The sequence below is a fragment of the Nocardia sp. NPDC056564 genome, assembly GCF_042793755.1.
Classification (GTDB): domain Bacteria; phylum Actinomycetota; class Actinomycetes; order Mycobacteriales; family Mycobacteriaceae; genus Nocardia.
The window spans coordinates 339,902-364,118 of sequence record NZ_JBHTUR010000008.1 but is presented as its reverse complement, the minus strand read 5'-3'; the positions used below and the strand labels follow the sequence as shown (position 1 = coordinate 364,118).

General features: G+C 66.7%; 24 protein-coding genes and 1 pseudogene. 12 read left to right on the top strand and 13 right to left on the bottom strand.

The annotated features are described in order from the left end of the window. Positions 1-71 precede the first annotated feature (71 nt). From ACFQ9K_RS22475 to ACFQ9K_RS22465, 3 genes are all read right to left on the bottom strand, one after another. Positions 72-398 carry a hypothetical protein gene (locus ACFQ9K_RS22475; protein WP_378717968.1) on the bottom strand — a complete coding sequence of 109 codons (327 nt, stop codon included), beginning with the start codon at positions 396-398 and terminating at the stop codon, positions 72-74. A 212-nt stretch (positions 399-610) separates the two neighbouring features. Continuing rightward, positions 611-1,810: a DUF3558 family protein gene (locus ACFQ9K_RS22470; RefSeq protein ID WP_378983512.1), complete on the bottom strand. Its 1,200-nt coding sequence runs from the start codon at positions 1,808-1,810 to the stop codon at positions 611-613. Positions 1,811-1,920: 110 nt separating this feature from the next. Continuing rightward, positions 1,921-2,313 (bottom strand): DUF4254 domain-containing protein, encoded by a 393-nt coding sequence (locus tag ACFQ9K_RS22465; RefSeq protein WP_378983509.1) that lies wholly within the window; start codon positions 2,311-2,313, stop codon positions 1,921-1,923. A 310-nt stretch (positions 2,314-2,623) separates the two neighbouring features. Here ACFQ9K_RS22465 and ACFQ9K_RS22460 point away from each other — a divergent pair, with 310 nt between their 5' ends. The 6 genes and pseudogenes from ACFQ9K_RS22460 (at position 2,624) to ACFQ9K_RS22435 (ending at position 7,116) form a co-directional block, all read left to right on the top strand. Beyond that, positions 2,624-3,505 carry a helix-turn-helix domain-containing protein gene (locus tag ACFQ9K_RS22460; RefSeq protein WP_378717972.1) on the top strand — a complete coding sequence of 294 codons (882 nt, stop codon included), beginning with the start codon at positions 2,624-2,626 and terminating at the stop codon, positions 3,503-3,505. A 108-nt stretch (positions 3,506-3,613) separates the two neighbouring features. Then, positions 3,614-3,712, top strand: a pseudogene (locus ACFQ9K_RS22455) (DUF397 domain-containing protein); the annotation flags it as partial. Between the two features lie 215 nt (positions 3,713-3,927). Further along, complete coding sequence (locus ACFQ9K_RS22450; protein WP_378717974.1) at positions 3,928-4,512, top strand: DUF3558 domain-containing protein; 585 nt, start codon at positions 3,928-3,930, stop codon at positions 4,510-4,512. 42 nt (positions 4,513-4,554) lie between these two features. After that, on the top strand, positions 4,555-5,034 hold the full coding sequence (locus tag ACFQ9K_RS22445) for a hypothetical protein (RefSeq protein ID WP_378717975.1): 480 nt from the start codon (positions 4,555-4,557) through the stop codon (positions 5,032-5,034). Continuing rightward, positions 5,031-6,212, top strand: a complete 1,182-nt coding sequence (locus tag ACFQ9K_RS22440) for a hypothetical protein (protein WP_378717977.1) — start codon at positions 5,031-5,033, stop codon at positions 6,210-6,212. Before ACFQ9K_RS22445 ends, ACFQ9K_RS22440 begins: the two co-directional genes overlap by 4 nt. Positions 6,213-6,339: 127 nt before the next feature. Then, complete coding sequence (locus ACFQ9K_RS22435; RefSeq protein ID WP_378717978.1) at positions 6,340-7,116, top strand: ESX secretion-associated protein EspG; 777 nt, start codon at positions 6,340-6,342, stop codon at positions 7,114-7,116. A gap of 328 nt (positions 7,117-7,444) precedes the next feature. Here ACFQ9K_RS22435 and ACFQ9K_RS22430 read toward each other — a convergent pair whose 3' ends face one another. Further along, a complete protein-coding gene (locus ACFQ9K_RS22430) occupies positions 7,445-8,521 on the bottom strand; it encodes a DMT family transporter (RefSeq protein WP_378717980.1) in 1,077 nt (358 codons plus the stop codon). 237 nt (positions 8,522-8,758) lie between these two features. Then, entirely contained in the window at positions 8,759-9,052 is a 294-nt protein-coding gene (locus ACFQ9K_RS22425) for a hypothetical protein (protein ID WP_150403010.1), read from the bottom strand. A 436-nt stretch (positions 9,053-9,488) separates the two neighbouring features. Between ACFQ9K_RS22425 and ACFQ9K_RS22420 the strand changes: the two genes are divergently transcribed. Then, the gene (locus ACFQ9K_RS22420) at positions 9,489-10,676 is read left to right on the top strand and encodes a helix-turn-helix domain-containing protein (RefSeq protein ID WP_378983506.1); all 1,188 of its coding nucleotides are present in this window, start codon (positions 9,489-9,491) and stop codon (positions 10,674-10,676) included. A 19-nt stretch (positions 10,677-10,695) separates the two neighbouring features. On the opposite strand, the gene ACFQ9K_RS22415 is transcribed toward ACFQ9K_RS22420, so the two are convergent. From ACFQ9K_RS22415 to ACFQ9K_RS22390, 6 genes are all read right to left on the bottom strand, one after another. Further along, positions 10,696-11,442 carry a histidine phosphatase family protein gene (locus tag ACFQ9K_RS22415; protein WP_378717985.1) on the bottom strand — a complete coding sequence of 249 codons (747 nt, stop codon included), beginning with the start codon at positions 11,440-11,442 and terminating at the stop codon, positions 10,696-10,698. A 93-nt stretch (positions 11,443-11,535) separates the two neighbouring features. Beyond that, the gene (locus tag ACFQ9K_RS22410) at positions 11,536-12,339 is read right to left on the bottom strand and encodes an alpha/beta fold hydrolase (RefSeq protein ID WP_378717986.1); all 804 of its coding nucleotides are present in this window, start codon (positions 12,337-12,339) and stop codon (positions 11,536-11,538) included. A 15-nt stretch (positions 12,340-12,354) separates the two neighbouring features. Then, entirely contained in the window at positions 12,355-13,173 is an 819-nt protein-coding gene (locus tag ACFQ9K_RS22405) for an alpha/beta hydrolase (RefSeq protein ID WP_378717988.1), read from the bottom strand. Between the two features lie 223 nt (positions 13,174-13,396). Next, a complete protein-coding gene (locus tag ACFQ9K_RS22400; RefSeq protein ID WP_107654883.1) occupies positions 13,397-13,606 on the bottom strand; it encodes a hypothetical protein in 210 nt (69 codons plus the stop codon). A gap of 310 nt (positions 13,607-13,916) precedes the next feature. Further along, positions 13,917-15,092: a radical SAM family heme chaperone HemW gene (hemW, locus tag ACFQ9K_RS22395; RefSeq protein ID WP_378718016.1), complete on the bottom strand. Its 1,176-nt coding sequence runs from the start codon at positions 15,090-15,092 to the stop codon at positions 13,917-13,919. A 161-nt stretch (positions 15,093-15,253) separates the two neighbouring features. Then, entirely contained in the window at positions 15,254-15,655 is a 402-nt protein-coding gene (locus ACFQ9K_RS22390) for an SgcJ/EcaC family oxidoreductase (protein WP_378717990.1), read from the bottom strand. Between the two features lie 451 nt (positions 15,656-16,106). On the opposite strand from ACFQ9K_RS22390, the gene ACFQ9K_RS22385 reads away from it, so the two are divergent. The 4 genes from ACFQ9K_RS22385 to ACFQ9K_RS22370 all read left to right on the top strand — a co-directional run bounded on the left by ACFQ9K_RS22385 (position 16,107) and on the right by ACFQ9K_RS22370 (position 21,044). Further along, positions 16,107-17,924: a nitrite/sulfite reductase gene (locus tag ACFQ9K_RS22385; protein ID WP_378717991.1), complete on the top strand. Its 1,818-nt coding sequence runs from the start codon at positions 16,107-16,109 to the stop codon at positions 17,922-17,924. 37 nt (positions 17,925-17,961) lie between these two features. After that, positions 17,962-18,681 carry a phosphoadenylyl-sulfate reductase gene (locus ACFQ9K_RS22380; RefSeq protein ID WP_378717993.1) on the top strand — a complete coding sequence of 240 codons (720 nt, stop codon included), beginning with the start codon at positions 17,962-17,964 and terminating at the stop codon, positions 18,679-18,681. 70 nt (positions 18,682-18,751) lie between these two features. Next, positions 18,752-19,714 (top strand): sulfate adenylyltransferase subunit CysD, encoded by a 963-nt coding sequence (gene cysD / locus ACFQ9K_RS22375; protein ID WP_378717995.1) that lies wholly within the window; start codon positions 18,752-18,754, stop codon positions 19,712-19,714. A 1-nt stretch (position 19,715) separates the two neighbouring features. Next, positions 19,716-21,044 (top strand): sulfate adenylyltransferase subunit 1, encoded by a 1,329-nt coding sequence (locus ACFQ9K_RS22370; RefSeq protein WP_378717997.1) that lies wholly within the window; start codon positions 19,716-19,718, stop codon positions 21,042-21,044. 246 nt (positions 21,045-21,290) lie between these two features. On the opposite strand, the gene ACFQ9K_RS22365 is transcribed toward ACFQ9K_RS22370, so the two are convergent. Continuing rightward, a complete protein-coding gene (locus ACFQ9K_RS22365) occupies positions 21,291-21,422 on the bottom strand; it encodes a hypothetical protein (protein ID WP_378717999.1) in 132 nt (43 codons plus the stop codon). A gap of 151 nt (positions 21,423-21,573) precedes the next feature. Here ACFQ9K_RS22365 and ACFQ9K_RS22360 point away from each other — a divergent pair, with 151 nt between their 5' ends. After that, positions 21,574-22,401 (top strand): sirohydrochlorin chelatase, encoded by an 828-nt coding sequence (locus tag ACFQ9K_RS22360; protein WP_378718001.1) that lies wholly within the window; start codon positions 21,574-21,576, stop codon positions 22,399-22,401. 832 nt (positions 22,402-23,233) lie between these two features. Here the strand turns inward: ACFQ9K_RS22360 and ACFQ9K_RS22355 are convergent. Further along, positions 23,234-23,857, bottom strand: a complete 624-nt coding sequence (locus tag ACFQ9K_RS22355) for a TetR/AcrR family transcriptional regulator (protein WP_378718003.1) — start codon at positions 23,855-23,857, stop codon at positions 23,234-23,236. Positions 23,858-24,217 lie beyond the last annotated feature (360 nt).

Sequence of the window (24,217 nt, the reverse complement as noted above, 5' to 3'; positions counted from 1 at the left end):
GAACATCACCCGGCCGATTCCGCCGTGATGTTCCACTCGCCGCGCCGCCGGGGTGAGCTAGCCGGAAATGTTTACCCTGCGGCGGTATCGCCGTTCGCCGCACCATCGGTGCCGAGTGGCAGGCCATGGCAGCGCCCGGCTACTTGCAGCGCACCTGGTTTCCCGGTGGCGGTGCCGTTGACACAGGAGAAGAGGGGGCCGCCGCCCGCCAGAGCGATGGTGAATCCGGACTTGATCGTGCCCGGCTCGTGCCCACCGCTGGTGGCGTTGCAATAGAGCCCCAAACCTTGCGGCCCTTTGAAACTCATCTCCTGACAGATAAAGGTCGCCGTGGGGGCCGCGGTAGCCACCGCGGCACCGCCCATCGCGAACACAGCGGTGACCAAGAACAGGTACACAGGACGGACACTCAAATCGAACCCCTTCGCCGGACAAGGCGACCCCGCAACCGCTCAGGCCGCACCTCGAATCCCAACCGATCGATCAGGACCACCCGGTATTCGATCCCAAGCCCGCCCCGGATCGATCCCCCGCGAACATCCGCCGCCGGGCGGGACATGACGGGGGCGACACGCGGGAGTGGGCTCCGTCCTGTCCCGTTGGCCGGCGGTCAGGGAATGGCGTGTAGGACGGTGGGGGTGATCTGGGCGGCCTGGGCGCAGGCGTCGAAGGGGAAGGGCGGGGCGGGTGGGGCCAGGTTCACCGAAATCGTCAGCAGGTGGGCGTTATTGGCGGTGGGTGGGTCGGCGCGCCGGTAGTTCAGCGTCATCGCGCAGCTGGAGTTCTGCCGGGTCGGGTCGGTGGACTGGACCGTGCGCAGCTCAATCCCGGTGAGTCCCTCCACATTCGTGTGCCGCGCGTATTGGATGGACTGCCCGCCGTCGAGGCCGGAGGGCAGGCGCAGGACCTCCCCCGTCTTGACCATCTGCTCGCTGGTCTGGTCGAACGAGATCTCGACGGTGACGCGGTGTGCGCCGCCCGGCTGGATCAGGGTGATCGCGCACTTGTACGCCTTGGGCCAGCCGACCGAGGTCATCTGCCAGCCCAGGAATTGCGCGGTGATCGGCGCGGTGGCCGCGCACGGGTTGCGCTGGACCAGCGACCGCCCGCCCTGATCGTCGATGACGCGCGGCGGCAGGGCCACCAGGCCGTCGAGGGTCGCGGCGAGATAGTCCCTGGTGAACCGGCACGGCTGCGACCACGGGACCGGCGTCCTGGCCGAGCCGGTCAGCTTGGCGACGCTGAGGAAGTGCGCGAATCCGGTGTCCCCGGCGGGGATTCGGTACTCGCAGCTGTACGCGTCGGCCCGGTCGTCGCTGCTCGCGCTGCGAAACACGGTGCGGCCGTTGATCTGCTCGGGCTTGTCCGCCGCACGTTTATCCGAGGTGTAGAGCTTGTCGAGTTCCAGATCGAACGCGTAATAAGCGTCGTCTGGAGCGCTGAGTACCAATCCACACCCGGTCCAGCCGCTGCCGCGGTCCAGCCCGGGGCTGCGGTCGAAGCGCTGGAAAACGCCTAGCCGCTCGGCATATTCGCGATTCAGCAGCGCGCACGGATCGGTCGCCCGGATCCGCGCCATGAGGTCGGCGACGCCGGGCGCGATGGCTGCCAATTCGGCCGAGCCCGGCGTCCCCGCCTGCGCTTTCGCCGCGCGCGGCGGGGAGGTTTCGGTGCTGGATCGCGCCGGGGGGTCCTTGGTGATGGTGCCGCATCCGCACAGCGCGGCCACGACCACGGCGATTGCCGCCAAGGCTGCCCAGCGCCGACTGCCGCCCACTATCAACGGCAACTCCCTCGGCTTATCGAACAATCCCCGGCAGGTTAACCCAATCGTGAAGGCTCCCTCTTGGATTCTCCGATACCCGGCGAATCGTGACCCAATCATTGCCGGAATCGGCGCGACCCGACCAAATCTCATGATCAACACCTGCTCGGCAGCCTGCGCCGGCCCGTGGTGAGTTCCTCGACCAGGTCCTCGTAGCCGACGGCCAGCTCAGCGAGGCGTTCCCAGGCGAACCACAGGTCCCAGTCCGACTCCTCGGCCAGCGCCGCGTAGGCGCACGCGGTGAACTGCGCGAGGCGATCGAGGATCGCGCCGACGGTTTCGGTATGCAGATAGGCGCCGCCGCGCGGCACGGGCAGCCGGGCGGCCACCCACCGATCGATGTCGCGGACCTCCCTGGCGCGGTATTCGTCTATCTCCCGAGTAGTTTCGGCGGCCGCGGTGGACCTGCGTTCGTGCAGAACGGTCAGTTCGTGCACGGCGGTCAGCAACGGATGATCGCCGACCGTGCCGCGACAGGCTTGCAGCACTTGGCTTCTCGTCGGCAACATCTCCCTCACCCGGCCGTTCGGCGGTCGGACGCGCTCATATCGAACCTCTGCTCATCTCGATCGGTTACCTGGTGCGCTCGATCCGAGTGGACCTGAACCCGCTCGCGCAGATAAGGTTTCAGGACTTCTATGACATGGACCGGGGCACGTTCAGTACAGCACCGGAAATGAGCGGCGGGACTGTTCCGAGTACCGGAACAAGGGGAAAATTCACAAGGTTCCAAAGAAGCCCGTCATGCGGTTCCAGTTGCACCCACAGCCAATAGTGAGGCTACGAAAGGGAATTGTCGTGACCCCCACCGGATCCACCCTCCCTCGACGCATGCTGGCGCGCCAGCTGCGCGAACTGAGGGAGAATTCCAGCGTCAGCGCGGAAACCGCGCGCATGGCGATCGGCGTTGGCAAGCAAACCCTGTGGCGGATGGAAACCGGGCAACCCGTCCGGCTCAATCCGCTGTTCATCGAGCGGTTGTGCGCGCTGTACGGCGCGCCCGAGAACGTGACCCGGATACTGCTCGGATTGGCCGCGGAGTCGCATCGCACCGGATGGTGGCATGCGTACGGGGACGCCATTCCGAAGCATTTCGATTTGTTCATCGGATTGGAGGAGGCAGCACGGCGGGTCGTTTCGTATCAGACGGTGCTGTTGCCGGGGTTGTTGCAGACCGAGCGATATCGGCGAGCCATGACGTGGGTGGATTCACCCACCATGCCCACCGCGGAAGTCGAACGCCGGCTCGAATTGTTCACCCGGCGCAAGACTCGGCTGACCGATGCCGGCACCCCGCTGATCGTCGACACCATCGTCGACGAATCCAGCCTGCGCCGGGCAATCGGCGGTCCGGCGGTGATGGAGGACCAGCTGCAGCACCTCCTCGAAGTGGACGAGCTGCCCAATGTCTCCGTTCGAGTGGTCCCGCTCGCACACGAGGCATACGGCGGGCTGGCCGTGGGACCGTTCGTGCTGTTCGAATTCCCCAGGCACCCAACGGCACATCTCACCGAGCCACCGGTCGTGTACCTACCGGGCCACACCGGTGCGCTGTACCTCGAGAAATCCGACGAGGTGCAGAAGTACCAGCACGCCGTTTCCGAACTGCAGCGTTCGGCATTGGATGAGTCGCGCAGTCGCGCGCTCATCCGGCGGATCGCGAAGGAGTACGCGACGTGAATGCGGATCGATCGACGGGCGCCTGGTTCGAAAAGCAGCTAGCAGTCCCACAGGGACCGCGTCGAAGTCGCCTTTCTCGGTGACGGCACGGTTGGCGTTCGTGACTCGAAGAACGCCGACGGTCCAGCGCTTGTTTTCGGTTCCGGCGAGTGGGACGGGTTCACCGCCGGTCTGGCCTGCGGCGCGCTCGGCGTGTCGCGCGGCTGAGCCGGGCAGGTGAGCGGGGCGGGGCCTTCGTTTTCGGGAAGTCCCCTGCCCGATCTCTGCCAACTTTTCGACCCTGCCGCCGATGGCGTCGACCTGCGGTGCGACTCGCTTGCACCCGGGTTGACGCATCGGTAGCGTCAGCATGATCTGACAGGGGGTGGAGAAGCCGGTCCGGCCCCGTGCGTTCTATCGAGCACCGGCGGGCGAAGGATCCGATGACGAGCAGGTCGATCTCGTGGCGGGGGGCCACCATCCTCGCTCTTGGTGCTTCTGTCGCGCTTGCGGGCTGCGGGCCCGACAACGGCGGCAACGGCAACCCCACCGGAAGCACGGGAAGCCCGTCCGCTTCGAAATCGGGCCTGGCTGCGGATGTTCCGGCGGGTTTCAATACCTGCACTGATATCCCTCAAAGCGTGCTCGATTCGGAAAAGCTGCGTCAGAAAATCCCTAACGACACCAATGCCAACGGCGGCGTCAAGTGGCGGGGTTGCATGTGGGTTCAGCCGGATGGATATGCGGCCAGCATCCAGACCACGAACATCACCGTGGACTTGGTCCGAGAGAAGAAATTCCCGGACAGCCAAGAGTTCATGATCGGTGGCCGCCATGCGATCTCAACGCGCCAAGTCAGTGATCACCCCGAGGCGGCATGCACGGTCAATGTGGAGATGAAGGGCGGCAGCCTGGAGCTCAATCTCACCAATCCGGAATCGAACAAAGCTACCGGGCACCTCAATACTTGCGACTTAGCACGCAGCCTAGCTGAGAAAGTTGCGCCCACGATGCCCGCATCGGCCTAACCATACTGTCAGCGACTGGATTCACCGGGAGGGATGAACCAAATGGGTGACGATACTGCGCCGACGCCTCGGCCAATGGCGAACTTGCTCAGTGCTGTGCAAGAAGGCAAGGCGACCGTAGAGATGAAGCCCGAGGACTTCGTCTATATCGATCGCGATTGCGAGTACTTCAAAGGTGTGATCCGACAGATCCAGGGGCTGGCGGAGCAGGTGTCGCGACAGCCGAGTTGGGGACTCGGCGAGACCAATGACGCCATGGTGTCAGGGCGGACCGTCGTCGAACGATTCAAACAGAAGGCCAAGCTCGCGGGCGACAACAACGACGTCTACACGACCATGAGCCAGCACTACAAGATCGTTGAGGACCTTCAAACGGTCCACAAGCTGGCCCGAGAGCGAATGATGCAGGCGGACAGCAACTTTGCCGCCGAGTTCACCCGACTGAACGACACGCTTCCCGAGCGACCGCCCGCACAGCTCCCGGCGGGCCCGTACCTCCTCCCGGACGGGACCGGTCGATGACCGGATACGAACCACCACGGATCCCTGGCGGCGGCGAGCATACTGACAGCTGGGACCACTCGAAGATCAAGGACGCGTTCGATCCGCTCGATACCACCAATGCAATCGATCAGGCCGAAAAGTACTGGCAGATGCACCAACTCTGGGAGCAGGGCGTGGCAACCTTCGCCCGCTCGATCCAGAACTCCATCTCCCAGGCATGGTCCGGCCCGGCCGCAGAGGATTCGAAGAAATCGATCCAGGCGTACACCACCGACGCCCACACCCTGACCCCCGCCTTGGCCGAACTCCACACCCGCGTCCGCGACGCGGCGACCGCGATCGTGAACACCAAGAAGGCGATCCCCGACACCGTGGACACCTCGTTCGGCTCCCGGATATTCCACCCGAGCCGCTGGGATCTGTCGCGGGAGAAGTCCGAGGAGACGCAGAAGGCGCGGGTCGCGATGAACGAGCACTATGTGCAGCCGTTCAGCCAGATCGACGGGAAGATCCCGGTCTTGCCCACGCCGACGAGCCCGACCAAGGCGGTCGACATCACGCCGCCGCCGGGCGGCTACAAGAACGATGGAGACAACAGCGGCGGTCAGCCGAACCAGCCCAAAACGACTGACACCGAGAAGAATTCGAACGATCCCACCGTGACCAACGATAAGGACGGCGACGGCAAGGCCGACGACTCGACCACGAAGGACGAGAAGTCGACGGACAAGACGAAGAGCGACCAAACCACGCCTGCCTCGACGACCGACACCAAGCCGGCCAGCACGACCCCGGCGACAACCACCCCGGGTACCCCCACTACCGACCCGACGAAGACGGTGCCGTCGAGCACCACGCCGACGACCCCCGGCACCCCGCACTCCCCCGGCAGTCCGGGCAGCCCGGGTTCGCCGAACTCGAAGACCCCGCAACCGGGCCGCAGCATCCCCGGCAGTCCGGCCACCCCCGGCACCACCACGCCCACCCCGGCCGCCGCCGCAGCCGCCGCCCGCGGCGCAACCGGCACCCCCGGCGTGGGCGGCATGGGCGCGGGCGCCCGCGGCGGCAAGTCCGAAGACGACGCCGAACACAAGATCCCCGACTACCTGATCACCCAGGAGAACACCGACGAACTCCTCGGCGAGTTCCCGAAAACCATCCCCGGCGGCGTAATCGGCGGCGACCTCCCCACCTAGACCCCGCCCACGCCGAACGGGACCAGACAGAGGCGACACGCCGGTTCCGTCGCAGCCATGTCCCGCTCGCAGCAGTGCGCGAGCGGGACCACCTATCGAACGCACGACCTGAGGAGATCGAACCGGCATGGCCGAATGGAATTGGGAGCCAGACGATTTCGCGGCGCTCTGGTACTCCGATGCCCACGATCGGTTCCCCAATCCGTTGCGCTACACCAGCCGGTTCGCCCTGCGCGACGAGTTCGCCGCGCACCGGCAGGCCGTGCGCGCCCGCTACTCCGCCGACGAGCTGGAGGAGATCCAGCTCGCGCTGCACACGCTGGGCACCTCGGACCTGCGGATCGAAATCCTCGGCGGCACAAACAAACACAGGAACAGCACCGGGTCCGACGATGTGCGCGAGTACCGAATCGTGGGCGCCCGCAACTCCTATCACGCCGTCACCCTCATGCAGGGCGGCACCGATCGCGAGCACGGCCCGATCCGCGTGCGCATGTTCCGCCCGGAAACCCTGCCCGCCCGCATAGTTCAGGCCATTCCCGCCTGCAAGCCGGGCAACGCCGCCCCCGCCACCTTCCATCCCGACGACATCGCACCGCGCCGCTCCGGCCACTTCGAAGACGTCGCTCGCCAAACCCCGCGCGAGCAATACCGGCGCCTGCTCGGCCGCCCCACCGACGGCGGCGGCACCGCGGTCCTGCTCGCCGCCCCGCTGTCCGCCCTCGCCCAACCGTCGAATGTCTTGCAATGGCACGACATCACCGGCGACGGCCGCTACACCGAGATCCGCGGCCCGCACATCACCGTCCGCCCCACCGCCCCCGCGGACCTCACCACCCACTTCGCCACCTGGATCGACCGCGCCCTCGAACGCTTCGAGGCAGACCGCACCGACACCTGGTAGCGGCCGGGCCGAGCCCACGAGCAAGCCGAGCACCATCGAGCAGCGGTCCGGTCGGCAGCAGCAACGCGACGGGCAGAGCCGGCCGCAAGCGCCGCCGCATGACAAGTAGTCCGGGTCTGCGCCTCCGCAGTCCACTGACCTGGACTTTTTGTAGCAAAAGTGCGCCACCGACTAAACGGCGTTTCCCGCAAACGGGATCGCCTTTTACGCATGACCTCGAAGCACGCCGATCCGTGCGCGATTCTGTTTCACGCGTTCGACGAACACAAATGTTCGCTCACCGCCCAAGTACCCGCCCGTACCGCACGGCGCCGGAAATGTTGCAGGCTCAACTAGCCGCGCTGCGCCGACCGTGCTCATTCGTCGGGTCATCGGTCCATGCCCCGATCCACGAATGACTCGCGGCCAGTTCATCTTCGCGCGGTGAGCGCGGTTCTTCGCGGCCTTCGGGGCGATACATCCGGAGCACCGGAGCCGCCTGCTCGACAGTTGCGAGTGCGGCGAACTCCGGTTCGACCCGATCGGTATTGTCCGGTGCCGAATCGTCGTTTTCGGGCTCGGCGTCGACCTGCGGGGCACGTCCGTCGAGCAGGTTGAGCGCCAGCGCGCAGAGCACAATGATTGCGCCGCCCGCGATTCCGCTCCAGGTGGGTACCTGACCGAAGAACAACAATCCGAACAGCAGGCCCCACACGCATTCGACGGTCAGCATGTTGCCGCTGAGCACCGCGTCGACCCGCTCGAACGAATAGTTGATGAGGAATACGTTCAGCACGCTGAGCACACCCGCGAGTCCGATTGCGGCCCAGAGCATTACCGCTGACGTGTGCGACGGAACGTGCGGGAGACCATCTCCTTGCAGCACGGATGTCAGCACCACACCCACGGCTCCGACGCCGAGGGTCAATGCGGTGAGTTCGTGATTGTTCAATGAGCCGTCGTGCCAATCCCGGCCGAGATAACTCAGCGACATTGCCACCATCGCGACCAGCGCGATCAGGTTGCCGTAGTTGAGCGAACTCGCGGCACTGCCCCCGAATCCGGACAGGATCGCCACCCCGACGGCGGAACCACCGACGAAGACGACCCGGATCGCGGACACCCGCACACTGCGCATCAACATGCCGAGCGCGGACACCAGCGGGAGGGCGGCGATGAACGAAATATCGCTCACCGCCGTCATTCCCGCGGCTTTCGAGAACAAAGTCGTGCCTACTACGTACAGCAGGACGGTGCGTCCGATGACTACGCACCATTCCCGCATCCTGATCCGGAGTACGGTTCGCCAGCGGATCCATCTGCTGAATACGAGTATGGCGATGAAGAACGCCAGTGCCGTGCGAAGATAGACCTGTTGCGGCGGGGTGAAACCGTTACCGAGATACCGCGACAGCACCGTGAGCATGGCGAATGACGCGGTTAACAGAACCAGCGCTCCGATACCGCGCAGGTCAGTTGAATCTCTGCTTTGTACGACCTCGGACCCGTTGATGTCGCTCACATTACCGATGCGACCGACACCCGGAACCGTACTCCGGGGTATTTTTTCGCGATTCGCCGCAGCTACAACGGAATGGGGCTAAACAAGTCCCGCTGCGGTATCACGGGTGAAGTGGGTGCCTCTGCGAGAGGTTGCGTCCGACTAGGCGGGACCCCCTGCGGCATGGCGTATTCCGATATGCCGCCGCTCTGTCCGGCACTGGCAGCGCCGCCCGCGCGCCAGCCAACCGGCCAGCACCCAGGCAGCTGCCAAAACCGTCACAGCCAAGGTATTCATTGCCGAGGCGCAGGTCACGAAGGTGGCCAAGGCGGTCACCGCAGTCGCGATAGGCGTCATTACATGCACCATTTTATGGGCGAATGACACTGGGTCATCCTCGTCGGCGGTGCACTCCGGGTCTGCCAGAACCCTGCCGACGATGACGATTCTTTTCATGTCCCCCAGCCTGCCGCTGATCGGACCGCCCGGCCAGGGATTGCCCTGCTCTTGCGCGCCAAGCGTGCAGAACGCGGTGTTTATGGACGAAAGTCCAGTACAGCGATACCGTCGAGTAGGCGGACAACGCTGAGACCGCACGCGTGTCCGACCCATCTGGATAGCAGGGATCTGGAGATGTCGAACGGGCGCGAGCGAACGAGCCGCCGCAAGGGGGCGTCTTCGCGTGTGCGAACGATTCGACAACAAGGGGCGTCCATGTGCATGCGTGGGCGCGGCAGGACAACCGACAACACTGCGTGCGATCGCATTATGCGGAGCTGAGCGCAGCAAGGGGGAAGTCGAAATGAACGGGCCGCACAGCATTGCGTGCGGGAGGCGAGTCGTCCGCGAATACGAGGCCGCCGGTGGTTCTACGTGGGATCAGGTGCACGCGGTGCGATCGCATTGCGGTGTCTCGTTGCTGCGTGCCCATCGCATCGCGTATGGATTCACACTCGTCGACGTCGCGCACCGATTACAAGAGATCGTCACCGCGGACGGGTCCTCGTGCCGCGGGCTGTCGCATCAGAGCGTGTCGCGCTGGGAGACGGGCCTGGACATGCCGTCGTACCAGTTCCTCGACGCGCTGTGCCAGTTGTATCGCACCCGGCCGGACCGGCTCGGCTTCGGCCACGACTACACCGACGACGATCCCGAGCCGGTCGCGCGGCCGAGCCGCCTGATCGTCACCACCGCCTCGCAGGTCGGCTCCACCGCGCGAGATACCGTGCGCGCGTTGGAGGAAGGGCTCGAACTCAGCGGATATCTCGTCTATGTGCAGCCGCCTTCGGAATACATCCCGGCGCGGATGCGGGACCTGGCCCAGGTCCAGCAGGTGAAGCTGACCGACCACTCCGCGGATCTGCACCGGCGGTTGCACCGCATCGAGGCAATCATCGCGGGGCTCATCGCCTTTCGGCTCAACGATGTCGCCGATCTGCACGACACCTTCATGTGGTTCGCCAAGGCGCGCCGGGCCGCCCGGCAAGCCGGGGACCCGACGCTCGAAGCGTGGCTGGCCGGGCACATGGCGCACACCCACGAGTGCTACCGGCACGCGCTGGATCAGGGTCTGGCGGCGGCGCGTTCGGCGCAGGCGACCAGCGGCCGGGGTCCGACGGCGGCCGGGGTGTTCGGGCTGCTGGCCGAGGCGGGCATCCAGGCGCGGATCGGGCGGCGCCGGGATGCGCTGGACGCGGTGAACCGCGCGGACCGGATGTTCGCCGCGCTGCCCGACACGGCGACCACCGACGACAATCTCGGTACCTCCGAATACATTCTGCGCTGGCATCAGTCGCACGCGCTGAGTTCGATCGGTGACTGGCGGGCGGCCGAGGCGATCCGGGATCGGATGCTCGAACTGCCGATGGCGGAGAAGGATCAGGTCGGGCGCGCGCTGCTCGATCTCGACATGGCCACCCTGTGGACCCGGCAGGGCGAGCTGGACCATGCGCGCGAACAGATCCGGCAGGTCTGGCAGTCGTTGCCCCCGGAGTTGCGGGTCGGGCAGGTCCGGCGCAATGTCTCGCAACTCGTCGTGGGGCTGCCACAAGCCATGCGGGACAACATCATCGAGCGGTGATCCGGCTCTGCGACGGCGCTCAGCGCGGCGGCAGATGGGCACGCTGGTCGTAGGCCACGAGTCGATATCCGGCGGCGCGACGTTGCCAGCCGGTGATCGAGGCGTTGCCGGCCAATCCATCCGCGGCGATGGCCGAAACCTCTGCGTCGGTGAGGTTTTCGAGTAGCTGGCGGAGGAACAGCACGACCGCGTCGTGCGCGACGATCAGCGCGCGGCGGTGCCGATGATCGGCGGCCAGGTCGGCCACGACACCGCGCAGACGATCCGCGACGTCCCTGAATGATTCGCCGTCGGGCGGGCGGTAGCCGAGGGGGTCGCGGGCTTCCTTCGCGGATTCCTCGGGGAAGCGTTCACGGACCACGATCGGCGACAGGTGCGACAGCCGGCCGCGATGCCGGTCGTAGAGGCGCTGATCGATGCGGTGACACGGCAGATCCCGGCCCGCGGCGCGCAACTGCTGCGCCATCAGCTGCCAGGTCTGCACGGCGCGCAGATACGGCGAACACAGGACCAGGTCAGGCAGCCGATCCGCGTCGAGCGCCGCGAACCAACGGCCGACCGCGGTGGCCTGCCGCTCACCCAGATCGGTCAGCCCGATGGTCGTATCGTCGCCCTCGACAAACGTATTCGCCGCGAATGCCGCGTTCGCCGTGCTCTGTCCGTGCCGGACCGCGTACAGCAGGTCGACCGCTCCGGAGTTGTCCGGATGCGCACAGGGCTGCCCGAATAGTCCTTGCCCCCAAGGAGTTTCACCGTCGTTCTGCACGTCATCCCCCATTGTGATCACACCGAATCAGGCCTGCGGTCCCACGGGCGAACCGGGTGAACGTCCCGTGGGGCCGCGCGAAGGTAGCCTGCGTCAGCGCGGAACGGCCGCCTCGACCACGGCGGCCACCTCGGCCGGATGGGAGACCAGCGACGCGTGCGAGGAATCCACCTCGCTCGTGTGCGCACCCATCCGACCGGCCATAAACCGTTGGGACGCAGGCGGAATCACCCGGTCCGCGGCGGACACCAGGTACCAGCTCGGCGTACCGGACCACGACGGCGCGCCGGACGGCTCGAGGTTGGCCGCGATCGCGATGGAGTGCTGGTGCGCGATCATGTCGGCGGCGGTGGCCGGGCTGACATCCTGGGCGAACACCGAGTTGAACCGGTCCGGCGCGACGAAACCGTCGAGGTTCTTGCCCGCGATGCCATTCGGGTCGTCGACGATGCCGAGTTGCAGCGCCGGCGGCAACAGCTGGCTACCGGGGAACCGGATCGGATCGAGCAGCAGCTGCGCGGGCTCGCCCTGCACCGGCGCGAAAGCCGCGATGTAGACCAGGGATTCGACCTTCGCGTCGTGCACGTTGCTGATCACGGCGCCGCCGTAGGAATGCCCGACCAGCACAACAGGTCCGGAGATCGTATCGATGGTGCGCTGGATGGCGGCCGCGTCGAAGGCCGGGCCGCGCAACGGGTTGTCCGGCGTCACCACGCGATAGCCCTGATCGCGCAGGGCGGCGGCGACACCGTTCCAGCTGGTGGCGTCGGCGAAGGCACCGTGCACGAGCACGATGGTCGGCAGCGGCGCGGCGGCGGCGGGGATGGCGGCCAGGGTGGTCGCGGCGGTGATCGCCACCGCCGCCACGGCGGCCCGCAGGGTGCGAGAGAGGTGCATGGTTGTCCTTTCGAGTCAGGCGGTCGGCTGCGCGGATAGGTTCTGCCGTTGCAGGAAATCCAGTGCGGTGTCGGCGATTTCGCGCCACCCGTGATCGGCGGGCATGGAGTGGCCGCGATCGGGGAAGACGACGAGTTCGGTGACGCCGGAGTTCTTCCGCTGAATGTTGTACTCGAAGCGGACCGTCGCCTCCGGCACCAGGCGGTCGCGCCCGCCGGCCAGCAGCAGCAACGGACCGCGGTCGCGCTTGGTGTCGACAGCCGCCTCGCTGTTCGGCGTGAAGTTGGCGAGGCCGCCTTGGAACACCGGGCGCGCCGGTGCGGGAATGCCATAGGTGGCGAGCAATTTGTCCGATTCCGCGCGCGGGATTTCGCTGGCGAAGGTGCGGTGATAACTCGCCGGGGTATGCGACCACGTTTTGCCGCGCAGCCAAGGCTTGCCGAGTATCGGCAACACGCTCTGAATCTGGGCGAGCGGCAAGGTCAGCACGCCGCGGAACTGGGCGGGCGCGATCGCTACGCACCCGGCCGTGATACCCGAGCCCAGCAATTTCTGCGCGATCAGCCCGCCGAACGAGTGACCGATGACCACGGGCGGCGTCGGCAGGTCGGCGATGAACTTCGCGTAATGGTCGGTGACCTCGGCGATGCCGCGATTGTTCAGCGCGCCGGGATTCTTGCGGGTGGCGTCGGCGGTTTCGGCGTCACCGGGCCAGCCGGGCGCGAACGTCTGGTAGCCGACGCGATCGAACGCGTCCAGCCAGGCACCCCAACTGCTGCTGTGCATCCATAGGCCGTGAATGAACACGACCGGGCGTGCGATGGGATTCGGCACGAAAACCTCCTGGGACGGCACGGTATGCGAGCTGCGCGGAGGGTGACCTCACGCAGTGAATCGGCCGGCGGGTCCGGGCCGAGGCGCTGCTTTCCGGACACAGACACCGCACGACCGTAATGATCGCGCGGCGCTGGGGTTTTCGTAACCCGTCGCATTTCGCCCGGCGCAGATGCGCCGCGTACGGGCTTGTTTTCCCCGCGAGAAGCGGGAATTTGTACGGCTAGTCGCAGACCCTGGCTTGCTTGCCCGCGAGTGCGTCCAAGCCGAGCATCGCCAATAGCGACTGGCAATCGTCGGCATTTTGTGAATAGCTGGCAACGGTGCGTGCGGCCACCGCGCTCTGTCGCGCAGTTTCGGCCTTTTCATTTGCCCGCGCCTCGGCGAATTCGCCCGGTTCGTGGATGAGGGTGATGTGTCGTGCCGGGGACATGAATCTCCTTGGGGTTGATCGAAGCCTACAAGGCGCGCTGGCTCCGCGACAGCCGAACCGACCCAGCAGTTCGCTGAAACGGGCCGATCGGGCTGCGACGCGACGGTAAATCGGCTGGTGACGGGGCGGGTCGAGGGGGCTTGTCGGCCACCCTCGCCCCGGTGGTGAGGCGGCCGCTACGGCTCGACGGCGAGTCGGGTCGGGATGATCGGCGGCAGCGTCCGTGCGCGGGAGATGAGCGTTGCGTCACATGGGCACGGCAACGAGTCGACCGGCACCCCGGTGCGGGCGTTGCGCCTGCTCGATTCGGTCAGGGGACGAGCAGCCGGCGGACGACGCCGTCGGCCAGCAGCCTGCCTCGATCGGTGAGCACGAGCCGGTCCGCGGTGCGCGTCGCGAGGCCGTCGGCGATGACGCGCTCGGCGGCGGCGCGGCCATCGGAGTCCAGATCGGCGACCGGCAGACCGGTGCGGAGCCGCACGGCCAGCATGACGCGTTCGGTGTAGCGCTCGTCGGCGGTAAGGGTCTCCCAGCCCGCCGCGGGGAGGCCGCCGCCGGTGACGCGATCGGCGTAGCGGGCGGGGTGCTTGATGTTCCACCAGCGGACGCCGCCGACGTGGCTGTGCGCGCCGGGACCCGCGCCGAGCCAGTCACCGCCGTCCCAGTAGCCGAGGTTGTGGCGGCAGGCCGCGGCTTCGCTTGCGGCCCAATTGGATACCTCGTACCAGGTCAGACCGGCGGCGGCGAGGCGGGCGTCGATGCGTTCGTAGCGGGCGGCGAGCACGTCGTCGTCGGGGGCCGGTAGTTCACCGCGGCGGACGCGACGGGCCAGCGCGGTGCCGTCCTCGACGATCAGCGAGTAGGCGGAGACGTGGTCGACACCGGCTTCGAGCACCGCGTCGAGGCTGGCGTCCAGATCGCTGTCGCGTTCGCCGGGGGTGCCGTAGATCAGATCGAGGTTCACGTGGTCGAACCCGGCGGCGCGCGCCTCCTTCGCGGCGGCGACCGCGCGGCCCGGCGTGTGCGTGCGGTCGAGCACCTTCAGCACGTGGGCGGCGGCGGATTGCATGCCGAGCGAGATCCGGGTGAAGCCCGCCGCGCGGAGACGTTCGAAGAATTCCGGCGAGGTGGATTCCGGGTTGGACTCGGTGGTCACCTCCGCGGTCGCCGCGAGGGTGAAGTTCGCGCGCACCGCGTCGAGCACCGCGGCCAGGCCGTCACCGCCGAGCAGCGAAGGCGTGCCACCGCCGACGAAGATCGTCGCGACCTCGGGCGTCGCGGTCGGCAGCTCCGCGAACCGCGCCGCAGCGGTGGCCAACTCGCCTCGCAGCGCGTCCAACCAGGACTGCGGCGACGCGGAGGTGCCGAGCTCGCCCGCCGTGTACGTATTGAAATCGCAGTACCCGCACCGCGTCGCACAGAACGGCACATGCACATAGATCCCGAACGGACCGCCCCCGAAGTCGCTCAGCACCGGCCCCGACATCTCGGCGCCGACAGGGATAGCCGCAGGTGAACTCACCCCTCTAGTGTGCAGGTCCCGCAGGACCCGCCCGCCTCCGGCGTCGGGATCTGGACGACTGATCATCGGGAACTTGTGCAGGCGTATCCCGAGAAGCCGCCTGCACCAATTCCCTCTCGGCTACGTCAGTCCTCCGCGACGACGGTGTTCTGGTTCGCGGTGAGGAGCCAGCGGCCGTCCTCCTTGGCCATGACGTACATCGGGGAACCCTCGCGGGTGGGCTCGCCGTCGTTGGTGAAGTAACGCTGGCGGACCTTGACGGCCGCGACGTCGGGGCGGATGAACAGGACGTGCACCACCTCGTAGGTGACGGTGCCGTCGCGCATCGCACCGGGCAGCGCCTTCGCGGTGAACTCGGCGATGGCCGGGCGGCCGAGGAGCGGTTTGCCGCCGCCGGTGGTCCAGATGGCGTCTGCGCGGAACAGCCCGATGAACTCATCGACCAGTTCGTTCTGCTGGGAGTGCTGGATGGTGGCGACTACTTCACGGATGGCGTCGAGGTCGACGTCGGCGGATGCGGTACTCATGCCGCTCACTCTGATACCTGAAGGTAAGTTCAGGTCAAGCGTTCGGCGGGTGCGTGGCGCGGTTCACTTCCGGTGCGGTTCACGCATCACCGGCCGCCATAGACGGATGATCTATGACTGGCGTCACATATCCGGTCAACGGTCCAGGGGATTTCCCGCAAAACTGCGGAAAATACGGACACCCCGTCGGAAGGCCGCCGCTGAGGTGGCACAATAGCTTCATGCGCGCATCGGGAGTACGACTTGTGGCACGTCGCCACGTCGACTACAAGCGCGTCTGTAGCGCCTGCTGTCTGACCGAATCCCCTCGGTAGCTCAGCGACGCCCATCCCCGGGTCCATGACCCGGCGATCCCGATTTTCGACTTCATCGGTCCGCTGACACCGCAGGTGCGAGTCAGCCCCTCGCACCTCCAGCACGGATTTCAATAACCCCCGCAGGAGCGACCCCTATGACGTCGAGTACCGACGCCGGTCCGACCGACCAGTCCGGCCCCGAGTCCCGGCCCGGCCACCACAGCCGTCCCGACCGCCCCGCGTCCGAGCGCCGCGTTCGCGCCGATCGCCCGCGCGCGGAGGCGGCCGCGTCGACCGCGCCGCGCGCCCGCACTGGTAAGCCGGTGCGCCGCAAGGCGGAGGGGCAGTGGGCGCTCGGCTACCGCGAACCGCTGAACCCGAACGAACAGTCCAAGAAGGACGACAACCCGCTCAACGTCCGCGCCCGGATCGAGAACATCTACTCGAAGCAGGGCTTCGACAGCATCGACAAGGGCGACCTGCGTGGCCGGTTCCGCTGGTGGGGTCTCTACACCCAGCGCGAGCAGGGCTACGACGGCAGCTGGACCGGCGACGAGAACCTCGACCTGCTCGAGGCCAAGTACTTCATGATGCGCATCCGTTGCGACGCAGGCGCGTTGAGCGTGGAGCAGCTGCGCACGCTCGGCCAGATCTCCACCGAGTTCGGCCGCGACACCGCCGACCTGTCCGACCGGGAGAACGTGCAATACCACTGGATCGAGGTGGAGAACGTCCCGGAGATCTGGAAGCGGATCGAGGCGGTCGGGCTCAAGACCACCGAGGCGTGCGGCGACTGCCCGCGCGTGGTGCTCGGCTCGCCGCTGGCCGGTGAGTCGTTCAACGAGATCATCGATCCGACGCCCGCGATCGACGAGATCGTGCGCCGCTACATCGGCAAGCCGGAGTACTCCAACCTGCCGCGCAAGTTCAAGACCGCGATCTCGGGCCAGCAGGACGTGGTGCACGAGATCAACGACATCGCGTTCGTCGGGGTGAACCACCCCGAACACGGGCCGGGCCTGGATCTGTGGGTCGGCGGCGGGCTGTCCACCAATCCGATGCTGGCGCAACGGGTCGGCGCGTGGGTGCCCCTGGACGAGGTGCCGGACGTGTGGGAGGCCGTGGTGTCGCTGTACCGCGACTACGGCTATCGCCGCCTGCGCACCAAGGCGCGGCTGAAGTTCCTGGTCAAGGACTGGGGCATCGAGAAGTTCCGCGAGGTGCTGGAAGAGAAGTACCTGAAGCGCAAGCTGATCGACGGCCCGGCGCCGGAGCAGCCGACCAAGCCGATCGACCACGTCGGCGTGCAGAAGCTGAAGAACGGGCTCAACGCGGTCGGGTTCTCCCCCATCGCCGGCCGGGTGTCCGGCACGATCCTGACCAAGGTCGCCGAGGCGGTCGAGCGGATCGGGTCCGACCGGATCCGATTCACGCCCTATCAGAAGCTGATCGTGCTCGACGTCGCCGACGACAAGGTCGACGCGCTGATCGACGAGCTGGCGCCGCTCGGGCTGCAAGCCAGGCCGTCGCTGTGGCGGCGAAACCTGATGGCGTGCTCGGGAATCGAGTTCTGCAAGCTGTCCTTCGCCGAGACCCGCAAGCGGTCGCAGGTGCTGGTGCCCGAATTGGAGGAGCGGCTCGCGGATCTCAATGCGCAGCTCGACGTTCCGGTGACCATCAACATCAACGGCTGCCCGAACTCGTGCGCGCGCTCGCAGATCGCCGACATCGGGTTCAAGGGCCAGCTGGTCGACGACGGCAGCGGGAATCACGTGGAGGGCTTCCAGGTTCATCTTGGCGGCAGCCTCGGTTTCGACAGCGCCTTCGGGCGCAAGCTGCGTCAGCACAAGGTGACCAGCAGCGAGCTCGGTGACTACATCGAGCGGGTGGTGCGCAACTTCATCAAGCACCGCGAGGACGGCGAACGGTTCGCCCAGTGGGCCGTTCGTGCCGACGAGGCCGAGCTGAAATGAGCCTCGATTGCGCCGGGCACGTGATGGGAGAGCAACTGTGACAACCGAACTGGTGGCGAAGCTGGCCGAGGACGAGCTCAGGGCCATCGCGGAGAAGGGCGCCGCCGACCTCGGGACGGACGCGTCCGCGCTCGATCTGCTCCAATGGACCGAGGACAATTTCGGCTCCGGCTACATCGTCGCCTCGAACATGCAGGACGGCGTGCTGGTGCACCTGGCCGCGCAGGTGCACGCGGGCGTGGACGTGCTGTTCCTGGACACCGGCTACCACTTCGCCGAGACCATGGGCACCCGCGACGCGGTCGAGGCGGTGTACGGGGTGAACGTGATCAATGTCCGCCCCGAACACACTGTCGCCGAACAGGATCAGCTGCTCGGCAAGGATCTGTTCGCGCGCGATCCGGGTGAGTGCTGCCGGCTGCGCAAGGTCGTTCCGCTGAAGAAGTCGCTGGCCGGATACAACGCGTGGGTGACCGGCATCCGCCGGGTCGAGTCGCCGACTCGGGCCAACGCGCCGCTCATCTCGTTCGACGAGGCGTTCGGGCTGGTGAAGATCAATCCGATCGCCGCCTGGTCCGACGACGCGATGCAGGACTACATCGAACAGCACGGCATCCTCGTCAATCCGCTTGTCGAGGAGGGGTATCCGTCGATCGGCTGCGCGCCGTGCACGCGGAAGCCGGAGCCGGGAGCCGATCCACGCAGCGGGCGTTGGGCCGGCCTCGCCAAGACCGAATGCGGGTTGCACACCGCCTGACCGAGTCAGGCCCGGAGGAGGCAGCGTGCGTAACCACGTAGGGCCCTCGGGCAGGCAGATTGGACACAGCATGACGGAGACCATTGTGAGTGAAGTTCTGGGCGAGTCCTCGAATACCACCGAACGCGCTTTCGGCATCACCGAGTTCGACACGCTTGCCGCGTTGGAGTCGGAGTCGATCCATATTTTCCGTGAGGTGGCAGGGGAATTCGAGCGGCCGGTGATCCTGTTCTCCGGCGGCAAGGACTCCACCGTGCTGCTGCACCTGGCGCTCAAGGCGTTCTGGCCTGCGCCGCTGCCGTTTTCGCTGCTGCACGTCGATACCGGGCACAACCTGCCCGAGGTGCTGGATTTCCGGGACAAGATCGTCGAGCGGTACGGGCTGCGGCTGCACGTCGCCAAGGTCGAGGACTACCTCGCCGACGGCAGGCTGACCGAGCGGCCGGACGGCATCCGTAATCCGTTGCAGACGGTGCCGCTGCTGGACTCGATCAGCGAGCATCGGTTCGACGCGGTGTTCGGCGGCGGTCGCCGCGACGAGGAACGGTCGCGGGCCAAGGAGCGAATCTTCTCGCTGCGCAACGCCTTCGGGCAGTGGGATCCGAAGCGGCAGCGGCCAGAGCTGTGGAACCTGTACAACGGACGGCACGCGCCGGGCGAGCATGTCCGGGTGTTCCCGTTGAGCAACTGGACCGAGCTGGACATCTGGCGCTACATCGCCCGCGAGGACATCGACCTGGCGAGCATCTACTACGCGCATCAGCGTCCGGTGTATCAGCGGGACGGCATGTGGATGACGCCCGGCGTCTGGGGCGGGCCGCGGGAAGACGAAGCGCTGGAGACGCTTTCGGTGCGGTACCGCACCGTCGGTGACGGATCGTCCACGGGCGCCGTGCTTTCCGACGCGGCCGACAACGCGGCGATTCTCGCCGAGGTTGCCGCGTCCCGATTGACCGAACGTGGTGCTACCCGCGGTGACGACCGGGTGTCGGAAGCCGCGATGGAAGACCGCAAGCGAGAGGGTTATTTCTGATATGTCTGCCGAGTGGAGCTTGCGCAGCGAGCCATCAGCACAGCTATTGAGGCTGGCTACCGCCGGTTCTGTCGACGACGGTAAGTCCACTCTGGTCGGGCGCCTGCTGTACGACACGAAATCCGTGCTGGCCGATCAGATCGACGCCGTGACTCGCGCGTCGGTGGACAAAGGCCTTGCCACGCCGGATCTTTCGTTGCTCGTGGACGGGTTGCGGGCGGAGCGGGAGCAGGGCATCACCATCGATGTCGCCTACCGCTATTTCGCGACGCCGCAGCGTTCCTTCGTGCTCGCGGATACGCCGGGGCACGTGCAGTACACGCGGAACACGGTGTCGGGCGCCTCCACCGCGCAGCTGGTGATCCTGCTCGTCGACGCGCGCAAGGGCGTCATCGAGCAGACCCGCAGGCACGCCGCCGTTCTCGCGCTGCTCGGGGTGCCGAAGCTGGTGCTCGCGGTGAACAAGATCGACCTGGTCGATGATCCGGCGACCGTGTTCGCGGAGATCTCCAGCGAATTCAACGGGCTCACCCGGACCCTCGGCTGGTCCGACGACGACGTGCTGGAGATTCCGGTCTCCGCGCTGCACGGGGACAACATAGCCACCCGCTCGGACAACACCCCGTACTACAGCGGTCCGTCGCTGATCGAGCACCTGGAGTCGGTGCCGGTCGACGCCGACAGCACCGGCAATCACACACTGGGACTTCGTTTTCCGGTGCAGTATGTGATCCGGCCGCGGACCGCCGAATACCCCGACTATCGCGGTTACGCCGGCCAGATCGCGGCCGGTTCGGTCGCGCCGGGTGATGAAGTTGTGGTGCTGCCCTCCGGGATTCGCACCACCGTCGAGCGGATCGACACTCCGGACGGTGAACTCGCGGTGGCGCAGACCGGCCGCAGCGTCACGCTGATCCTGGCCGACGAGGTCGACATCTCCCGCGGCGACACCATCGCCTCGGTCGCCGACGCCCCCGAACCGATCGATACCTTCGACGCCACCGTGTGCTGGCTGGGCGACAAGCCGCTGCACCCCGGCGCCCGCCTCCTGCTCAAGCACGGCACCCGCACCACCCAGGCGATCGTCGGCAGTCTGCTGGAACGCTTCGACGAGCAGCGCCTGACCGCCGACCCCAACCCGGATGCGCTGGCCCTCAACGACATCGGCCGCATCTCCCTCCGCGTCGCCGAGCCGCTCGCAGTCGACGACTACCGAGTCAACCGCCACACCGGCAGCTTCCTGCTCATCGACCCCTCCGGCGGCAACACCCTCGCCGCCGGCCTGGTCGGCGACGTGCTGTCGGCCGTCGAAGTCGGCACCGGAGTCTGAGATGAAGAAACCGTTCGGCACCGCGACGCGGGTCGCCACCGCACCCGCGGGACCGAGCGGGGTGCCTGCGTCGCGCGAAAACGCACCGGCGGACGGTGTGCCAGTGGAAGTCACGTCAGCTGCCTCAGCGCTGAGCAACGGCAGCACGGCGATCGGTGGCGTCGGCGCTGCGCAAGGCGCGGCAACCAAGGTGCCGCAAGGTAGTAACCGGGTACCGGGCAGTGAACCCGCGTTGGGAATCGCAAGTCAGCTCACCGCCGAGTCCACGGCGGAGTCGGCGACAACATCGAGCAGCGGCACCAACGCATCCGCGATCCCGGCTGTTTCGGCGTCACTGATGCCGAGCACACCCACCGGTGCCGCGGCAGCCGACGTCACGCCAACTGCTCGAGGCATTGCGACTCAACGCACCACCGCACACGCGACGACATCGCCTGGAGTCGAGGCGTCGCCGGGTAGAGACCCTGCCGTACCGGCGACAGCATCGGTATCCGCGCGCAAGGCCGCGCCAGGAGCTACAAGTTTCGCGATGCAGTCGGTCGTCCAGGCGGCGTTGGTGACGAATGCGGCTGCGCTGCTGAATGTCGGGGGTGAACCGGTCGGGCGTGAGATTGCGCCGGGGGGTGGGGATCCCGCGTTGATTGCGGTGGCGCATGGGAGTCGGGATCCGCGGTCGGCGGCGACTATGGCCGCGGTGGTTGGGGAGCTTGCGGCGGGGCGGCCGGGGATCGATGTGCGGTTGGCGTTTCTCGATTTGAACGCGCCTTCGGTTGAGCAGGTTGTGGATGCTGTTGCGGCGCAGGGGCATACGCGGGCGGTGGTGGTGCCGCTGCTGCTGGGGAATGCGTTTCACGCGCGGGTGGATCTGCCCGGTCTGCTGGCCGCGGCGCATGCTCGGCATCCGCAGTTGCAGTTGACCCAGGCGGATGTGCTCGGGGCGGATGCCCGCTTGATCGGGGCGTTGCGGGATCGGGTGCTGGAGGCGACGCTGGGCGCTTCGTCGAATCCATCAGGAATCGCGGTAGCCGCCGTCGGCTCCTCCTCCCCCGCTGCCAACGCCCGCACGGCCGAGGTGGCCCGCCGCCTCGCCAAACTCACCGGGCACCTCACCGAGATCTGCTTCGCCACCACCGAACCGACTCTGCCCCAGGCTATTTCCCGCCTGCGCGCCCGCGGCGCCGACAACATCCTCGTCGCACCCTGGTTCCTGGCACCGGGCTTGCTCACCGACCGCCTCCTCTCCGCAGCGTCGGATGTCATCCACGCCAACGTCATCGGACCGCACCCGGCGCTCACCGACATTGTCTGGAACCGCTACGACGCCGCGCTAGAGAACGCACTCACGTTGTCGGCTTGACCGGTAAGTCCAACCCGCATATCTAGCCACCGAATTGGCGCACCATCGCCGGACAACACGCGATCCTCACCTGCGTCTTTGGAATCGCTACGACGCCGCGCTGGCGAACGCCTGACCGGTGAGCCCGAACCGCGTGTCTACCCGCCGGACTGGCGCACCGTCGCCGGACCGCACTCGACGCTCACCGACCTCGTTTCGAATTGCCACGATGGCGAACGCCCTCACCCTGTCGGCCTGATCGCTCGCCGACACTACTGGCTCGGCCTTCAACGACCTTATCCGTATGTCTCGCATACGAATTCGGTAAAAGCCATCGTCCGTTCAGCGCGGCGAAGCGTGGGGTTCGTATCGACGTGGCCGGCCCGCTGCGCGCGCAGCACACGAAGGCCCCGCTCTACACGGACAATTTCCGCTGATGTCGACGACAATAAGGCGCGGGAGCGCGCAATTGTCCGAAGAGAACGGCTCGACGCTCTACGAAGCACGTTGTCCACGATGGCTGTCGCCACACCCCGCTCGACGCTCACCAGCACCTTCAGCATCGCTACGACGCACTGCCGGTGAACACACTCACCCCTGTCAGCCTGACCATCCGCTGACTACCGGCGCGACATTCAACGGTTCGATCCGTATGCCGCGCATACGAATTCGGCATGCCGTCGCTGACCGTTCAGCCCGGCAAAGTGTGGAAGGCACGGTTCGTATCGATATAGTCCGCCCACTGCACGCAGGCCGGTACACGAAAGCGCCGTCCTGCATGGACAATTTCCGCTGGTATCGACGACAACCGGACGCAGGAGCGCGAAATTGTCCGTGGAGACCGGGTCGACGTTCAGCCGAGCAGGTTGTCTACGATCGCGCGGGCCGTCGCCACGCCCCACTCATCACCCATCTGGTGGGCGGTGTGGGCGGCGGCGATCACGGCGTCCAGTTCGAAGGCGATGACGTCGGCATTGCGTTCGCCGAGGTGACCTTGCTCCTGGGCACGGCGGATTTCGTTGGAGAGGAATGTGATGAAGTCGCGATGGTCCGCCGAGATGGCGTCGCGGACCGGGCCGGGGCGGCTGTCGAACTCGGCGAGCGTCGCGACACGGAAGCAGCCACCGGGGAAAGCCGGCTCGGCGACCTGCCCGAACCAGCGCTCGACCAACGCACGCAGCCGCGACATACCGCTCGACTCGTCCAGGCTCGGCGTAATGACCTCGTCCAGGAACACATCCCGCGCCGCCTTGACCGCGGCCAGCTGCAGGCTCTCCTTGCTCCCGAACAACGTCGCGATCCCACTCTTACTGAGGCTGAGATCAGCGGCGAGCCTGCCGATCGTCACGCCGGTCAACCCCTCGACGGACGCCACATCGGCCGCATGCCGAGCGATCGAAGCGCGCGACCGCGCCCCTTTCGCCAACCGCTGATCGGTGCCTTGCTGCCGCCCGGCAGCCGTAGTGGACTCGGACATCTCCCCATTCTCCCACGAAATCCCCCAAATACGAACGTACGGTCGTACTGCAATCAACCCGCCCCTAACCCCTCACCGACCCACCACCCGAAACACCCACCGATCGCATACACCGCCCAAGTACGCCCCCATGAGGTCCCCACAGTGACCACCCGCCGAACAGAACATGACACCGCAATCATGCAAGTAACCCCGCCAAGTCCCATCCGTCGACCTGCCCCTCCGAACGGGGGCTGGCTGCGGCGTCGGCCAAGTAGCACCTCCATGGTGTCCCTTCCGACGACCGATCGTCTGCCGACCGGGACATGACCGCGCGATCGTGCGAGTGCCAGCACCGTGAAGTCCCGTTCAGCCACAAGC

What these genes read in the sequence shown, in the direction of transcription:
- ACFQ9K_RS22385 (WP_378717991.1), top strand. Translation starts at nt 16,107, where the DNA reads ATGACGTCGAGTACCGACGCCGGTCCGACCGACCAGTCCGGCCCCGAG.
- ACFQ9K_RS22440 (WP_378717977.1), top strand. Translation starts at nt 5,031, where the DNA reads ATGACCGGATACGAACCACCACGGATCCCTGGCGGCGGCGAGCATACT.
- cysD (WP_378717995.1), top strand. Translation starts at nt 18,752, where the DNA reads ATGACGGAGACCATTGTGAGTGAAGTTCTGGGCGAGTCCTCGAATACC.
- ACFQ9K_RS22410 (WP_378717986.1), bottom strand. Translation starts at nt 12,339, where the DNA reads ATGCACCTCTCTCGCACCCTGCGGGCCGCCGTGGCGGCGGTGGCGATC.
- ACFQ9K_RS22370 (WP_378717997.1), top strand. Translation starts at nt 19,716, where the DNA reads ATGTCTGCCGAGTGGAGCTTGCGCAGCGAGCCATCAGCACAGCTATTG.
- ACFQ9K_RS22430 (WP_378717980.1), bottom strand. Translation starts at nt 8,521, where the DNA reads ATGCTCACGGTGCTGTCGCGGTATCTCGGTAACGGTTTCACCCCGCCG.
- ACFQ9K_RS22445 (WP_378717975.1), top strand. Translation starts at nt 4,555, where the DNA reads ATGGGTGACGATACTGCGCCGACGCCTCGGCCAATGGCGAACTTGCTC.
- hemW (WP_378718016.1), bottom strand. Translation starts at nt 15,092, where the DNA reads ATGTCGGGGCCGGTGCTGAGCGACTTCGGGGGCGGTCCGTTCGGGATC.
- ACFQ9K_RS22425 (WP_150403010.1), bottom strand. Translation starts at nt 9,052, where the DNA reads ATGAAAAGAATCGTCATCGTCGGCAGGGTTCTGGCAGACCCGGAGTGC.
- ACFQ9K_RS22435 (WP_378717978.1), top strand. Translation starts at nt 6,340, where the DNA reads ATGGCCGAATGGAATTGGGAGCCAGACGATTTCGCGGCGCTCTGGTAC.
- ACFQ9K_RS22390 (WP_378717990.1), bottom strand. Translation starts at nt 15,655, where the DNA reads ATGAGTACCGCATCCGCCGACGTCGACCTCGACGCCATCCGTGAAGTA.
- ACFQ9K_RS22360 (WP_378718001.1), top strand. Translation starts at nt 21,574, where the DNA reads ATGCAGTCGGTCGTCCAGGCGGCGTTGGTGACGAATGCGGCTGCGCTG.
- ACFQ9K_RS22450 (WP_378717974.1), top strand. Translation starts at nt 3,928, where the DNA reads ATGACGAGCAGGTCGATCTCGTGGCGGGGGGCCACCATCCTCGCTCTT.
- ACFQ9K_RS22400 (WP_107654883.1), bottom strand. Translation starts at nt 13,606, where the DNA reads ATGTCCCCGGCACGACACATCACCCTCATCCACGAACCGGGCGAATTC.
- ACFQ9K_RS22355 (WP_378718003.1), bottom strand. Translation starts at nt 23,857, where the DNA reads ATGTCCGAGTCCACTACGGCTGCCGGGCGGCAGCAAGGCACCGATCAG.